At 33.3% G+C, this 16,052-nt stretch carries 9 protein-coding genes; 8 read left to right on the plus strand and 1 reads right to left on the minus strand.

All coding sequences use genetic code 11. The features are described 5' to 3' along the window. Positions 1 to 90 precede the first annotated feature (90 nt). Together A8B35_RS05740 and A8B35_RS05745 are read left to right on the plus strand one after the other, a co-directional pair. On the plus strand, positions 91 to 1,296 hold the full coding sequence (locus A8B35_RS05740; RefSeq protein WP_245820772.1) for an AGE family epimerase/isomerase: 1,206 nt from the start codon (positions 91 to 93) through the stop codon (positions 1,294 to 1,296). Between the two features lie 71 nt (positions 1,297 to 1,367). Beyond that, the gene (locus A8B35_RS05745; protein ID WP_068471806.1) at positions 1,368 to 2,333 is read left to right on the plus strand and encodes a cellulase family glycosylhydrolase; all 966 of its coding nucleotides are present in this window, start codon (positions 1,368 to 1,370) and stop codon (positions 2,331 to 2,333) included. Positions 2,334 to 2,340: 7 nt separating this feature from the next. On the opposite strand, the gene A8B35_RS05750 is transcribed toward A8B35_RS05745, so the two are convergent. Further along, positions 2,341 to 6,360: a hybrid sensor histidine kinase/response regulator transcription factor gene (locus tag A8B35_RS05750; RefSeq protein WP_068471808.1), complete on the minus strand. Its 4,020-nt coding sequence runs from the start codon at positions 6,358 to 6,360 to the stop codon at positions 2,341 to 2,343. A 174-nt stretch (positions 6,361 to 6,534) separates the two neighbouring features. On the opposite strand from A8B35_RS05750, the gene A8B35_RS05755 reads away from it, so the two are divergent. The 6 genes from A8B35_RS05755 (at position 6,535) to A8B35_RS05780 (ending at position 16,003) form a co-directional block, all read left to right on the plus strand. Beyond that, positions 6,535 to 7,413 (plus strand): AraC family transcriptional regulator, encoded by an 879-nt coding sequence (locus tag A8B35_RS05755; protein ID WP_068471810.1) that lies wholly within the window; start codon positions 6,535 to 6,537, stop codon positions 7,411 to 7,413. Positions 7,414 to 7,693: 280 nt separating this feature from the next. Beyond that, positions 7,694 to 9,241, plus strand: a complete 1,548-nt coding sequence (locus tag A8B35_RS05760; protein ID WP_068471812.1) for a DUF4955 domain-containing protein — start codon at positions 7,694 to 7,696, stop codon at positions 9,239 to 9,241. Between the two features lie 39 nt (positions 9,242 to 9,280). Continuing rightward, positions 9,281 to 10,789 (plus strand): sulfatase-like hydrolase/transferase, encoded by a 1,509-nt coding sequence (locus tag A8B35_RS05765; protein ID WP_068471825.1) that lies wholly within the window; start codon positions 9,281 to 9,283, stop codon positions 10,787 to 10,789. 55 nt (positions 10,790 to 10,844) lie between these two features. Then, the gene (locus A8B35_RS05770) at positions 10,845 to 12,029 is read left to right on the plus strand and encodes a glycoside hydrolase family 88 protein (protein WP_139314824.1); all 1,185 of its coding nucleotides are present in this window, start codon (positions 10,845 to 10,847) and stop codon (positions 12,027 to 12,029) included. A 257-nt stretch (positions 12,030 to 12,286) separates the two neighbouring features. Beyond that, positions 12,287 to 14,791: a beta-mannosidase gene (locus A8B35_RS05775; RefSeq protein WP_083634335.1), complete on the plus strand. Its 2,505-nt coding sequence runs from the start codon at positions 12,287 to 12,289 to the stop codon at positions 14,789 to 14,791. Positions 14,792 to 14,983: 192 nt separating this feature from the next. After that, a complete protein-coding gene (locus A8B35_RS05780; protein WP_068471816.1) occupies positions 14,984 to 16,003 on the plus strand; it encodes a DUF481 domain-containing protein in 1,020 nt (339 codons plus the stop codon). The last annotated feature ends 49 nt before the right edge of the window (positions 16,004 to 16,052 follow it).

Below are 16,052 nucleotides of genomic sequence, written 5' to 3' on the forward strand. Positions count from 1 at the left end.
GATTTTTTCAGTAGATAAAGGTCGGTAAATCAAATTGTAGTAATTGACTTATCGGCCTTTTTATTTATGATCTATTTTAGAATTAATGCTATGAATAACCTAATCAATATTAATATAGGTAGCATGCTTCATGAAATGAAGCTAGAATTAAGTGCCCTGTTAAATTATTGGGCTGAGAATTCTATAGATGACAAGTATGGAGGTTTTCTCGGTGAAATAAATGGGTTAGGTATTGTTACTGATAAAGCAGAAAAAGGGGCCGTTCTTAATGCTCGTTTGTTATGGACTTTCTCCGCGGCATATGCTTTTTCAAAAGATAAAAGATACTTATCATTAGCCAATAGAGCTTATCAATATCTAGTAAAATACTTTTGGGATCAGGAGAATGGAGGTCTATACTGGTCTTTAAATTTTGATGGCACAATACTCAATAACCGAAAGCAAGCATATGCGCAAGGTTTTGGTATTTATGCTTTCTCAGAATATTTTAAAGTTACAGGTAACAAAGAAAGTTTGGCTTATGCAATTGATTTATATCGAATAATCGAAGCGCATTATAAAGATCACAAACATGGTGGTTATTTCGAAGCTTTATCTAATTGTTGGGAACCTCTTGTTGATATGCGTTTGAGTGAAAAAGATGCCAATGAACCTAAATCGATGAATACGCATCTACACATAATAGAGCCGTATACAAACTTGTATAAAGTATGGTCTAATTCTCAATTAAAAGTGAGTATTCAATATTTACTCGATTTATTTTCAGAGCATATCATCAATAAACAAACCTTTCATTTCAATCTCTTTTTTCAAGAAGATTGGAAGTGTACCTCTCAAATTGTCTCGTATGGTCATGATATTGAAGGAGCATGGTTATTAAACGAAGCGGCCTATGCAATTAATGATACCAATAATATTAATCGTATGATGGATTTATCTATAAAAATGGTAGAGGTTACCATAGACGAGGGGATTGCCCCAGATGGAAGTATTTATTACGAAAAAGAGAATGGACAGCTAGATACTGATAGGCATTGGTGGCCTCAGGCAGAAGCATTAGTTGGATTTACAGATGCATATCTAAATACAAATAATGAAGCCTATTTACAACATGTTAATCGTGTTTGGAAATATATAATAGGTACTATGAAGGATCCTATAAAAGGGGAATGGTTTTGGAAAGTTAGTGATAATGGAAAGGCGGATACATTTAATCCTAAATTAGGTTTTTGGAAATGTCCTTACCATAATTCACGTGCTTTAATTGAAGTTATAAAACGATTAGGATCAGGTTAATGAAATGAACTGACAACCCATATTCTCATCAATTTTCAGGATGATTTTGTTCTTAATTTAAACAGTTTAGTATGTTTAATCTGATTAGGTATTTCCCAATAATAGTTTTATTAATATTTCAAGCGTGTACCCAGCCTGGTTTTAAAACAGATAATAATATATTGCTCGATTCTAATAATAAACCATTTGTTATTAGAGGAGTAAATAATCCTAATATTTGGTATCCTCAAAAAGCTTATGATGCTTTGGAGTGTATTGCGCAAAAAGGGACAAATTGTATTAGGGTGGTGTGGGAAACAAATGGAAAGTGTGAGGAACTAGAAAAGATAATTTTACGATGTATTGAATTAGAAATGGTAGTTATGATTGAACTACACGATGCAACTGGGGATAGTTCAAATCAATCCTTATTTAATCTCGTACAATATTATACGCAGAGCGATATAAAGGAAATGCTATTGAAATATGAAGATTACCTTTTAATAAACATTGCTAACGAATGGGGCAATCACCTTCTTGATGACCAATATTGGTACAGCTCATACAAGTCATCCGTAAGTTTATTGCGTGAAGCAGGATATAGTACTACAATAGTAATTGACGGATCGGGATGGGGGCAAGATATTTCGCCAATATTGAGCTACGGAAATGCCCTAATTGATGGAGATAAAAATCATAATATTTTATTTTCCATTCATATGTATGGCTCATGGAATTCTGAAGAAAGTATCGACCGCCAATTAAATAAGGCCAAAAAATTACGCTTGCCTATTATTATTGGAGAGTTTGGTTATAACTTTCAAAATGGCATTAATAACTTAGCCTGTAAAGTAAATCATCTGAAAATACTTGAAACATGCAACCGATTGGGATATGGATATATTGCTTGGTCGTGGACTGGAAATAACGAAGATAATGCTTGGCTCAATCTAGTTGACCCTAATGATTGGCAAACTCTAAGCTATTGGGGAGATCAAGTTTTTAATTCAGAATTTGGTATAGCCAATACATCTGTCAAAGCAAGCATATTTGATTAGTTATACATTAGGTAGCTTGCTTCTGTAAGGCATATTCCTTCGGACTCATTTTATAATATTTATGAAATGAGGTTGAAAAATATTGGTGAGAGTTAAAGCCTACCATATATGCAATTTCAGAGATGTTATGTTGATTCTTCTCAAGTAAATTAGCGGCATGTTTTAACCTAATAATTCTAATAAATTCGGTTGGGGATTGATTAGTGAGTGCTTTAATTTTCCTATAAAAATGCGTTCTGCTAAATCCTAATTCTTGGCTTATTTTATCAATAGTTAAGTCTATGTCTTCGAGATGATTATTAACAAAGTCAATGGCATTTTGTAAAAAAAGTTCATCGGTGTTTGTTGCTGTCATTTCCTTAGCTTTAAAACTCACTGTATGCGAAAACGCTTCCTTAAGCTTTTCTCGTCCATCAATAATTGATTTTACCTTGGCCTTGAGTATATCAATGTTAAAAGGTTTACTTATATAGGCATCGGCTCCATTTTGTAAACCATTTATTACAAATTTATCAGCCGTTTTTGCAGTTAGTAATATGACTGGAATATGACTGGTTTCTAAGTTCTCTTTTATAGCAATACACAAATGATTACCATCCATTATAGGCATGCTAATATCACTTATTATTAGGTCGAAAGAATTGGTTTCTACACATGCTAAAGCTTCTTTACCATTGTTGGCTGTATAAACAGAATAAGTACTGTTAAATTCATTCTTTAAGAATTCAAGTATATCTAAATCGTCCTCAACAAGCAGAAGCTTTGATTTTTTGATTTCAGTGTTAGTGTTATTGCTAACTAGTTCTGAAGAGTTGTTTATATCCATTGATTCATCATGAAACTTTTCTTTGTGAATGTTTGTATTTTCTGAATTTATTTGAAAAGGTATAGATAATATAAACCTAGTGCCTAACTTCTTAGAGCTTTCAATCCTTATTTTACCATCAATAGTTTCAACAAGTTTCTGAACAATATGAAGACCGATACCAGTTCCGTCATTATTCGATTCTTGATAAAAGCGATCAAATATTTTTGTTCGATTTTCTTTTGGGATATACGACCCTGAGTTATTAATTGAAAGAATTAGTATGCTGTTATTTTCTTCAATGTTAATTGAAATTTTTCCGCCTTTGGGAGTATATTTAACTGCATTTGAAAATATGTTATAAACAACTTTATCTATTTTATCAGCATCAATACAAATAGTTCTAAATTGTAGATGATTTCTAAATTGAACCCTTATTGAGTTATTGTTTATTGATATCTCAAACAGAGAGATTATATTGTGAATAAGGTCGTTAATGTTAACACTATCTTGTTTGATATGTAGTTGCGAGTTGTCAATTTTTTGAATGTCGATTAATTGATTGATTAAACGCTGCATTCGCATTGTATTCCTACTGATATAGGAAATATATTTTCTCTGTTCATTATTTAAATCAGTACTATTAAGCTTTTGCAAAGGCGCTGAAATCATTGATAAAGGAGTTTTTACATCATGAGATATGTTTGTAAAAAACTGGAACTTAGCCTGATTTAGTTTGCGCTGCTTTTGTTTTTCTAGTTCCTGAAATAAAACTTTATTCTGCATCCGTAGTCTAAATCGGTATAGCTTAAGTATTATAATAACTATGCTTGTAATTAACACAAAATAAATGCAGTATGCCCAAAAGCTTAAGGCGAATGGAGGTTTAATATTGATAATAATCTCTCGGCTATTATTTAGCCAGTTCCCATTAGTATCGGTTGTTTTAGCATTAAAAACGTAGCTTCCTGGTTTCAGATTACTGTAGGTGGCCACTCTATACTTGTAGCTTGTTTCAACCCACTTGTCGTTAAATCCTAATAACTGATATCTGTATTTTATTTTTTCGGGCGCGATGTAGTTTATTGCTGCAAATTCAATAGAAAATGATTTATCAGAATAAAGTAAGTTAATAGTATCCGTAGCATTAATGCTTTTGTTTAATATCTGCCTGTTATCAGCAGAAATACCTTTTTTAAGCTCTTTATTAAAAAGTTTAAAATTGGTAAAATGAAGTCTTGAGTGAACGTTTTTAATTTTTATTTCGTCAGGATGAAATTTAATATATCCGTTTACGCCTCCAAAATATATATAGCCTTCCTTGTCTTGGTAATTGGCATCTGATAAGAATTCGTTAAAAGGAAGCCCGTCAAACTGATTAAAATTTTTAAATGTTCTGTTCTGCGGATTGAACTTGGATAGGCCATTGGCAGTTGATATCCAAATTTCATTTTCTTTATACGGAATGATACTAGCAATTTTATTATTACACAAGCCATTGGCAGTGCTATAGTGTTCAAGTTTGTTTGTGATTTGGTTAAATACAAAATATCCTTTAAATGTTCCTAAAAGTATTTGCTTGTTGAATCCTCTTTTTACACAATAAACAGGAGTGTTCTCAAAAATAGGAAACTCATCCTGCAGGCGTACTAAATGTTGTTCCTTTTGTTTCCAAATTAACGGGCCTTGGTAGCTTGCCATCCAAATATCTCCGTTTTCTTCAATCAGAAGGTCGTTTAAGTTAGTTAGGGTTTCAGTGCTTCCAAAATTTGTTTTAAATTTTATTTTCGATGTCCATTCACCTGTGTGTTTATTGAATCTAACTAAGCCCGATCCATTGGTAGCCATTAGTAAATGATCATCATCCTCTTCTTCAATATCAAAAATCCAATTTAATGATTGTTCAGATTTATCTGATTTTATAGGGTAGTTAATCAGTGTGTTATCATTAGCTCTAATGCATCCTAAACCGTTACTGTAACTGCCAATCCATAAATTTTGGCTCTCATCATTCATAACAGCCAATATTGCCGAGGGCTTCCAATTATAATTATGGATAGTTTCACCATTCGAGGCATCGTTGCTCAGGTGTATTAAGCCGCCACCATCCGAGCCAATTAATAAGTTTTCATTTTTATCTTTAATTATGGTTCTTACCAGATGATGGTTTAATTGGCTATTTTTTGGAGTAACGCTTATAAACGGAAATGTAGGGTTAACTTGATGATAAATACCTACATAATTAATGGCATACCACAAATCATTATCATTATCTTTTTGGCAAATTACCGATGACTTATTTAGGTTATTGATGTTCTCTAGCTTATTGGCATCTTGTAGAATTAGAGTTTTTTTATTGATGCTTTGAATTCCGGCATATTCAGTTCCCACAATTATTTCAGCTTTAGTTTCCGTTATAGAAGTAATGCCACCTAATGCCTGGTTGTGTTTTTTTATTGCACACTGAATTGTGTTATCTAATTCGTTGTATAAAATAATATTACCATCAATTCCACCAAAGCAAATAATGTTGTTCTCTAAACATTCAATGGTTTGAATGCTCTGAAAGGGCTCAAAGTTGGTGTTCTTCGTATACTCTTTAAAGGTATAGAAGCGATTTGTTTTAGGATTAAAAATCAATATGCCATGACCGTTTGTGGCTAGCCAAATATTATTTTTCGAGTCTATACTTCCTCCATAAATGTGAATGTACGCCGGAGATCCATCCGAATTAAAAGAGGTATTGTAAAATTGTGTTTTAAAGGTTTTTGTATCAAATTTAATAAGTCCATTGTGACTTACAAGATATAGTGTTCTCGTGTCAAACTGAAGTATTTTTTGAATCGGAGTTTTTATATTAATACCGTTGTGTAATAAATTTAGGCGTTTAAAGTTATCCTTTTCATAATTGTATAAATTCAAACCAATGTTACTCCCAACCCATAGTTGGTTATTATTATCGATAAATGATGTTAGTATAAACGATGAATTTAAGGTTGTTATATCATTTATATCAGTATGATACATTTTAAAATTGTAGCCATCAAATTTTATTAAACCTGTCATGGCCGATATCCACATAATTCCATTATGGTCATGCATAATATTATAGAAGAAACTGCCCTCTAAGCCTTCGCCTTTTGAGTATAGTCTATCAGGATAAGCATAAAGCTGACATGCTAAAACAATAGAAATAACTATGGAAACAATGCGTTTATACATATAAAAAGGTTTTGGACTGTGTTATACAATAATATTATAATTTATTGAATTATAGTCTACTTATCGCTTGATAATATTAAGATGTAACATGATTTGAAGTTAATGTAACATGATTTTAAATAGATCACACATAAGGGTGTTAGATTTGTTTTAGTCACCAATCTATGTCGTATTATGTGTATTGAAATTAGAAGAGAAATTACGCCTTTAAAAGAAAGTGATTGCTTTTTAATTATAGATAGAAAGCAGAATGCGTTTAATTATCCAGTTCATTTTCATCCTGAGTTTGAAATTAATTTTATAATTAATGGCACCGGTTCAAAAAGAATTGTGGGTGATCATATAAGCGAAGTTGGTGAAATGGAATTGGTGATGGTGGGTCCTAATTTATACCATGGTTGGGAAAATGGAAATATGAATTTAGATTCAAAGTATCGCCAGATTACCATTCAGTTTTCTCGCGATTTATTTACTAATAGTTATCTCTGTAAAAAGGATGTTAAGCCGATTAAAGAGCTTTTAAATAATTCTTGCAGGGGAATCTCATTTTCAACTGAAACAATCAATAAAGTTCATCATAAAATAATTAAGCTAACAAAACTTGAGGGCTTCGAAGCTTTTCTGCTGTTTCAATCCTTTTTATATGATATAGCTAACTCAGCCAATCAAAGCTTCTTAACAAACCTCTCTTTTAATCACGAAAATGACTTTTATAATAGCGAACGAATTGAAAAGGCTTACAAGTACATTGTGTCAAATTTTCATAAAAAACTAAGACTTGAAGAAACTGCTGAAAGCATAAGTATGTCTGCAATTACTTTTAGCCGTTTGATTAAGCAACGCACAGGCAAATCTTTTGTCGATTTTGTTAATGAAATACGTTTGGGTTATGCGACACGTCATTTAATCGAATCTAACAAAACGGTTTCCGAAATTGGTTATATCTGTGGATTTAATAATTTATCCAACTTTAACAGGATATTTAAAAAACGTCAAGGGTGCACGCCTACAGAGTTTCGGAAAGATTTTGAGAGTGTTAAAGCAACTGCTTAACATACGGATATAGCATACTAATTCACATTCTGGAGATATAGAGTAATTCACTAGCTAACTATATTTTAAAGTTGAGAAAGAAGTAGCCCTCAGAATAAATCATTGTCTATTTGTTTAATTTTTAGAAGCTTTGTGAGTATTGTTTCTATTAGTTTTATTGCATTTTAACTAATAGTAAAAGGATAAAAAAACATACAGTTTCTTAGGATAACAATTCTTATATTGCAAGGTGTTGTTCATTTTACAGCACTGCAAAATCCCTAAAATGAAAGTATAGTCTATGAATAAAGTTATTTTAATAGTTCTAATGCTATCCACATCTTTGCTCTATTCTCAAGAGAGTGAATTATGGAAAAATTACAAAAGTGCTTACGAAAGTGGATCAGAGCCTAAATTACCCAACTTTTCCTATGCCGGATATAAATATGGAGAAGAACCCATTCCAATTGTTAAATATAAAGAGTTTAATGTAGTTGATTTTGGTGCAGATAAATTAGGTAATAAATCATCAAAACAGGCTTTGATAAAGGCTATATCAGCAGCAGAAAACAATGGAAGTGGAATAGTATTTTTCCCTAAAGGCCGATATTTGATTAATACGGAGGGAGACGATTTAGAAACTATATTGGTTTCTAAATCAAATATTGTTTTTCGAGGTGAAGGAGATTCTGTTGATGGTTCAGTATTGTTTTTTGATAAAGATTTACCGGCAGAAGATCCTACTAAGTTATGGACTTGTCCTCCATCGATAAAAGTTAATGTAAAGCAACGTGACAAGTTTATAACAAAAGTTATAGCGGATGCAAGGCGTGAATCATTCTCAATTGAAGTTTCAGATGCATCAGCTATAAAGCCTGGCGACTGGGTAATTTTAAAGGTGAAAAATAATGCTCCTGAATTAATTGAATATGATTTACAACCTCTAGTACCTGAAAAAGAATGGGTGTCTATATTAAATGATGGAGTTATTGTAAATGAGCGTCATCAAATAAAGAGTGTTAAAAATAATAGAGTTACATTTTTTGAGCCAATTCATTATGATGTTCAGTCTAAACATAACTGGGAGTTGTATTCTTATGCATATCTTGAAGGTGTTGGTTTTGAGCATATAAAATTTGAAGGGAATTGGAAGATTCCTTTTGTGCATCATAAAAATGCTCAGCACGATGGCGGTTGGACCATATTAAATTTAAGCCGTTGTGTTAACTCATGGGTGAAAGATTGCAGTTTCGAGAATGTAAGCAGAGCCGTAGTTTTTAGTCAGAGTGCATATTCAACAGCTTTAAACAATACAATACTAGGCAATTTTGGTCATAGCGCTATTTCGGCAGGCGGCGGTTCTACAAGTATTTTAATTGCCCATAATATTGATTTAGCAGGTATGTGGCATACATTTGGTGTGCAAGGCGGGAGTACTACAGGTACAGTTATTTGGCGCTGTACTTATCCTGATTATACTTGTTTCGAGTCGCATGCATCGCAGCCACGTTGTACATTGTTTGATAATGTAGAAGGTGGTTTTTTTGCAGGTAGAGGTGGCGGAGCACGACAAAATCTCCCCAATCATGGTAGGTATCTAGTATTATGGAATTTTAAAGAAATTGATGAGGCTGAAGAAAACTTTGAGTTTTGGGATACAAAAACTTGGTATTGGAAAATAGTTCCCCCTATAATTGTAGGTTTCCACGGTGCCGGAACTACGTTTAAAGAACAGGATGTGGATATTGTTGAAAGTTTGGGGAAACGGGTAAGTCCTGAATCGCTTTGGGAATCACAATTGAAACTTCGTTTGGGTAAATTGCCAAAGTGGATAGAGGCATATAAATAAATGTAAAATTTACCGTTTATGTTTTTTAAAGATATAGTAATGAAAATTTGCTTAGTCATTGCATCAATTCTATTATTTACTTCTTGTATTAAAACGGAAAAGCCCAATGTAATTGTAATATTTCCCGACCAGTTTCGGCAATATAGTTTAGGTTTCTGGTCGCAGGGTAAAAATGCACAATACATTCAAGGTAAACCAGACCCTGTTCATACCCCTAATCTGGATAAATTGGCTAATCAAGGAGTCGTATTTAGTCAGGCGATTAGTAATTTTCCGCTATGTAGTCCGTATAGGGGAATGTTACTAACAGGCACTTATCCATATAAAAATGGACTTACAGCAAATTGTCATAAAAATAGAACTGTCGGAATAAAAGCAGATGGAAATGCCATTGCAAATGTGTTTTCGTCGGCAGGCTATGAAACTGCTTATTTTGGTAAATGCCACTGGCAGCGAACAGAGCCTTTATTTGATTCAATAGGGAATTATCGAGGAACAGATATAGTGCCTGGAGGTCATTTTATAAATGCTTATGATACGTATGTTCCACCTGGTAAATCTCGTTTGGGCTTTCAATATTTCTTTCAAACATTGAGGGATACTCATTACGATCCTCTTTGTTATTCGAATGATAGCCTTGCAATTAATGGTTTATTAGATGGTGAATTGTATCAACCCAAAAAGTTTAATGCGCAATTAGAAACAGAGGCCTTGCTCAATTATCTTGATAATTCCCATAATCAGCGAAATACGAATAAACCATTCTTTATTACTTGGTCTTTAAATCCGCCACACAATCCATGGACTGTAGAAAGTACAGACATGCGTTTCTTTCCTCAGTATACCGTTAATGGCAAAGTTGATGTGAATCAACTTCTATTGAGAGCAAATGCAGATAAATTGGTGGGAGAATATGCGCCATATTATTTTGCGAACGTGAGTGCTGTTGATCATTTTATCGGAAAGGTTTTAAACAAGCTCGATGAGATGCAAATTAGCGGTAATACAATTATTGTCTTTACTTCTGATCATGGAGAAATGTTAGGAAGTCACGGACATAAAGGAAAACCATATCCCGAGAGTGAAGCCTTTAATATCCCATTTATTATTAAGTGGGGAGACAAATTAAAGCATCGTATTGAAGATTTAAAACTAAGTGTACCTGATGTAATGCCCACTCTTTTAGCATTAGCGGGTTTCGAGGATAAAATACCAGCTTCGGTGCAAGGAAACAATTATTCCGAAATTATAGCAAATAAATCAACTAAGATAAAACGCCCAAAGGCAGTACTTTATTTTGATTATTACTCACGCGGTCTGTATTTAGGAGATTATACTTTTGTTGTTACTACTTCAGATAAAGCTACATTTAAGGAAGCTTTTTATTACGATAATAAAAGCGATCCTTATCAACTTCATCGCATAACAGGTGACGCTATGAATGAGAAAATGGTTTCTGTTTGGAAAAAAGAGTTGGTAAATCAGCTTAAGAAAGTTGATGATGTTTGGGCAAAGAATAAAGTATGCTCTGAATATTTAGAGTATTAATGACTGTGAGTAAAAAAGCGAGGATAAGATTAGTAGGAATCAAAAAATTATTGACATGATAAAATGGGTTTTATTAATTGTGAGTATTGTTTTGCTATCTGCTTGTGCAGATAAAAAATCGAAATTAGAATTATTTAATCAGGACTTAATATTAGCTTCTATGCAAGTTGATTCCATAAGTTCAATAGCAGCTGAAATAAAACGCATTCCTCGCACTCTAACGCCTGAAGGAGAAGTGCATTGGGCAAATCAGAATTTTGATTGGACAGAAGGTTTTTTTCCTGGTACCCTATGGTACTTATATAAATTTACGAAAGATGAGAAATGGAAAAAACGCGCACTTATTTTACAGAATACCTATAAGCAACACCGATTTTTTACAAATAACCACGATTTAGGTTTTGTGTTTAATTGTTCCTATGGTAATGCTTATAAGTATAATAAAGATGATTCTTCAAAGCAGGTTTTAATTGATGCAGCCAATTCTTTAAGTACCCGTTTTAATGCCAATGTTGGATGTATACAGTCGTGGGATGTTGATGCAGGTTGGCAAGCAAAAAGAGGATGGCAGTTCCCTGTTATCATTGATAATATGATGAATTTAGAGCTTTTGTTTAAAGTTTCTGAAATTACAGGAGATTCTAAATATAAAAAAATAGCCATCAAACATGCCAATACCACTTTAGAGAATCATTTTAGAGATGACAATAGTTCATTTCACGTGATTGATTATAACCCAGATACAGGTGAGGTGCGAAGTAAACAAACCGCCCAAGGATATGCAAATAATAGTGCTTGGGCTCGTGGGCAGGCTTGGGGTTTATATGGATATACGATTTGTTATCGTTTTACTAACGATCCAAAGTATTTGCAGCAAGCTGAATTTATTGCAGATTTCATTTTTAACGATGAAAATTTTCCACAAGATCATATTCCATATTGGGATTATGATGCCCCTAATATTTCCAACCAGCCCCGTGATGTTTCGGCAGCAGCCATTATTGCTTCAGCTTTAATTGAGCTGAACGAATATACAAGTAAGGATTATTCAGAAAAGGCAAAAGGAATTTTGAAAGAGTTATCTTCTGATAAATATCGTGCTATGCTAGGCCATGAAAATGGCTTTATTTTAAAGCATAGTGTAGGAAGTATTCCTCATAATAATGAAATTGATGTGCCTTTAAATTATGCTGATTATTACTATGTAGAGGCATTAATGCGATTACTCGGATTGGATTAAGTATCTATTTATATATACTGAATATCAGATTAATAATCTTACAAATTGAGTTCTATCAGTTTAAAAACTAACATTTAGTAACCTAGACAAAAACTAACGGTGCTAAATTATAACAATATTGCTTTTTTTACCCCCCGTAACATTGTAATTAAAGTTTCAAATTTGAAGTGTGGTTGTATATATGAATAAATAGGAGCCATTATTTAATAGTATATGCTACTTAAGATATTGTTAATACATTACTAAATTGTTATAGAATGAAGAAAATTACGTATTTATTTTTTCTGATGATTTCGCCATTATTGTTGTTTGCTCAGCCAAACACAACGGAATCTCATGAAGATAATAGCCAACTTATTCGAGATTTAAGTGGCAGCAGGTGGACCATGAAGATGATGTTGCCTGGCGAAGGAGTTAAAAAAGGATTACACAACCTACCTCCTGAAGATATTGAAACTTTAGTGTGGAATTATGCACAGGTACCAGGAGATGTATACACAGATTTATGGAAAGCAGGGGCTATTGAAGATCCTTATTTCGGACGTAATAGTGTAAAAGCACAATGGGTACAACAATACGAGTGGTGGTACTCAGTACAATTTAAAGTTACTGAGCCTGTTAACGATCAAATTGTGCGTATTGAATTTGACGGTGTAGATTATGAATGTGATGTTTGGTTAAATGGCCATTTTTTGGGTCACCACGAAGGTGCCTTTTCCGGATTTTCATTTGATGTGAACGATGCTTTACGTATTTCCAAATGGGATCATTTGGCGAGTACAAACATGTTAATGGTTCGTTTGGCTCCACCACCACAAGTAAACGCTTTGGTTGCCGGTAAAAAAACACCTTGGTTTGGTGATTACTGGCGCGATTTGATTCCATTTGGGATTAATAAGCCGGTACGTATGGTATCAACAGGTAAAGTTCTTTTTGAAGATGTGTATGCAAATACTACCATCAATAAGGATAAATCTGCAGATGTAAAATTGGAGATGACCGTTGAAAATACGGATTCGGAACCACGTGATATGACTTTTATTGCTTCATTAGAAGGGAAGAACTTTAAAATGAAGACTCAAACTGTAGAATTTACAAAAACAGTTAAGCCAGGTGTTCATAAAGTTGAAAAGAATATACACATTAGCGATCCAAAATTATGGTGGCCATGGGATTTAGGAGATCAGAACTTATACAAAACACGTATTTCATTAAAAGAAGGAGCCGTTAATCACGATTTTAACGAAACTGTTTTCGGAATTCGTGAAGTTACTTCAAAGTGGAATCCTGGATTTGAGAAAAATGTAGAAGTGAGTTTCCCTCGATCAACATATATCAATGGGAAGTTTCATTTTATACGCTCAGCTTGTTGGGGAGGACCACCAGATATTTTTGTAGGTCGTTCAGGTATTGAAAAATATAAAGAGTTGATCCGATTAGCTAAGGAAGCGAACCTTAATAATATTCGTATTTTCGGATGGCATCCGCCAGAGATACCAGAGTTTTATCAGTATTGCGATGAAATGGGTATGACGGTTTGGCAAGATATGATTCCATTAGGAACAGGTAATATTCCAACAGAAGAGGAAAAACTAGCCGCTATTTTTAACGAAGGTGTAAAAGTAGTGAAAGAGCGTAGAAATCATCCATCTTTAATTATGATGGAAGGTGGAGAAGAAATGATGTTACGTACTCGTGATCCTCAATTTGGACGTCAGTTCTTAGAGCGTTTAGGGGATTCTTTACAAAACTACGTGAAGCTACCTTATGTACCAGATTCACCATTAACGTGTCATGTGTCTAAAGCGGCTGGTTATAAAAATAAAGAAGCTGTTCATGCGCTAAGGTATTTCTACGATATGGGTAAATTCTTGCATGAAGATTGGTATCAAACACTTGAATTTCCTATTGTGCCAGAGTTCGCCATTACTTCTGTTCCATCGGTTGAGAGTTTAAAGAAGTTTATTCCTGAAGAGGAAATGTGGCCTCCAGGATTAAGTTGGGGACATCATTGGGCTGATTTAACACGCTTACGTATGCAAAACTGGGATGTTTTTGATAGCGAAATGACAGGTTCTTTAGGTGAGTTTGTGAATGCTACACAAGATGCACAGGGTATTATTTTCCAAAATGGTATTGAGTATTTCCGTCGCCAAAAGCCTAATTTAAGTGGTATTGCTTTATGCCATTGGATTACCTATTGGCCAGATATGAAATGGGGTATTGTTGATAACTATGCAAAACCAAAGAATTCATACGACTTTGTTAAGAAAGCGTACCAGCCATTGTTAGTGAACTTTGAGTTTAAAAAGCGTCGTTGGGATAAGAAAGAACCATTTGTTGGTAACATATGGGTAATTAACGATTTGTATAAAGATTACAGTAACTGTAAAATCGAATTCCAAATAAAAGATGATGCCGGCGCTGTTCTATCTACTCAAAAATTTGATGTAGCTAAGATTGATGCTAATAGTGCTAAGTCCTTATTCGCCATCAACGAAAAAGTGTTGAAAAGTGTTGACAAGAAATTCTTTGTAACACTTAAGTTGAGTGATAAAAAAGGGAATGCATTAAGTGAGAATGATTACTTCTTTTTAATTGGCGATCAGGCTGAGGCAACTAAAAAGTTTAATGAGATGAAAGAAATGAGGGTGAAAAGAGAGTCGAAATATAAGTATGGAAACTACTATCAATTCTTTGATGATATTGATAATAAAACATATGATAGTGGAACTCAGCATCCAAAGGCATTTGGGTATTAAGATTTACAATAACACAAAATAACAGATAAAGCAGACATATTTAACGTGTCTGCTTTTTTTGTGCTAAATATCAACTAGTGTTCATATTACATGTATTGTAAAATACCTAATTTAAAACTTGTTTTTATAATTATAATTTACCTAACTTGATTAGCAATATATAAAACCTTAGTTTGTTTTAAAATATTTGCTATGAAATTGAACATATTTTTATCATTTATTTTTATGGGGCTGTGTATCTCTCTCTCAGCTTTTTCCCAAAATGATTCGCTAGTATTTAATAATGGAAATTATATTGTTGGTGAGATAAAAGAAATGAATAGAGGGGTAATTCAGGTCGAAACGGATTACTCTGATTCTGATTTTAAAATTGAATGGGACGGTATCAGTCAGATACATTCAAATGCTTATTATCTATTCACATTAGCAGATGGAACTCGTTTAACTGGAGGGTTTACCAGTCAAGGAGATAAGACAATTGTTATTAATGATGTTGAACAAGGTGCAGTTATAGTTCAAGCTGAAGATATTGTTTGGATAAAATCCATAGAAACCGATTTTTGGAGTAAAATGTCAGCAAATATCGATTTAGGATTTAGTTATACAAAGGCTAAAAATGCCCAACAATTTAATGTGCGAAGTAATTTAGGTTATTTAACAGATAATTATTCATTAACAGGTAAATATGACCAAGTAATATCAACTCAAGATAGTACTGAAAAGATTCAAAGAACAGATGGTATAATAGGGTATAATTACTTTTTACCGAGGGCATACTTCTTACTTGGCGAAGTTAACCTTTCTTCTAATAACGAATTAAATTTGAAACTAAGATCCGTTGGTAAGTTAGGTTTAGGTAAGTATTTAGTGCAAACTAATTTATTGTATTGGAGTCTTAACCTCGGACTAGCATACAATAATGAGGAATTTACAAATGACGATCCTGTACGTAAAAGTATGGATGCCTTTTTGGGTACAGAATTCAATATGTTTAATACAGGTGATATTAGCTTTCTAACAGGAGCTATTCTTTATCCTAGTTTAACAGAGGGGGGTAGGGTAAGATCTGATTTTAAATTTGACTTGAAGCTTGATCTTCCTCGTGACTTCTATATAAAATTGGGTACTACTATTAACTACGATAATGAACCCGCAACAGATGCCCTAACTACGGATTATGTTATTCAAAGTGGAATTGGTTGGGAATTGTAGATTTTTATACAATATAGATGAGGCATTCTTTTTAGAGTGCCTTTTTTTT

The organism is Saccharicrinis aurantiacus, assembly GCF_001660705.2.
Lineage (GTDB): Bacteria > Bacteroidota > Bacteroidia > Bacteroidales > Marinilabiliaceae > Saccharicrinis > Saccharicrinis aurantiacus.

Coding starts and splice junctions, on each gene's coding strand:
- A8B35_RS05740 (WP_245820772.1), top strand. CDS start 91: ATGAATAACCTAATCAATATTAATATAGGTAGCATGCTTCATGAAATG.
- A8B35_RS05745 (WP_068471806.1), top strand. CDS start 1,368: ATGTTTAATCTGATTAGGTATTTCCCAATAATAGTTTTATTAATATTT.
- A8B35_RS05750 (WP_068471808.1), bottom strand. CDS start 6,360: ATGTATAAACGCATTGTTTCCATAGTTATTTCTATTGTTTTAGCATGT.
- A8B35_RS05755 (WP_068471810.1), top strand. CDS start 6,535: ATGTGTATTGAAATTAGAAGAGAAATTACGCCTTTAAAAGAAAGTGAT.
- A8B35_RS05760 (WP_068471812.1), top strand. CDS start 7,694: ATGAATAAAGTTATTTTAATAGTTCTAATGCTATCCACATCTTTGCTC.
- A8B35_RS05765 (WP_068471825.1), top strand. CDS start 9,281: ATGAAAATTTGCTTAGTCATTGCATCAATTCTATTATTTACTTCTTGT.
- A8B35_RS05770 (WP_139314824.1), top strand. CDS start 10,845: ATGATAAAATGGGTTTTATTAATTGTGAGTATTGTTTTGCTATCTGCT.
- A8B35_RS05775 (WP_083634335.1), top strand. CDS start 12,287: ATGAAGAAAATTACGTATTTATTTTTTCTGATGATTTCGCCATTATTG.
- A8B35_RS05780 (WP_068471816.1), top strand. CDS start 14,984: ATGAAATTGAACATATTTTTATCATTTATTTTTATGGGGCTGTGTATC.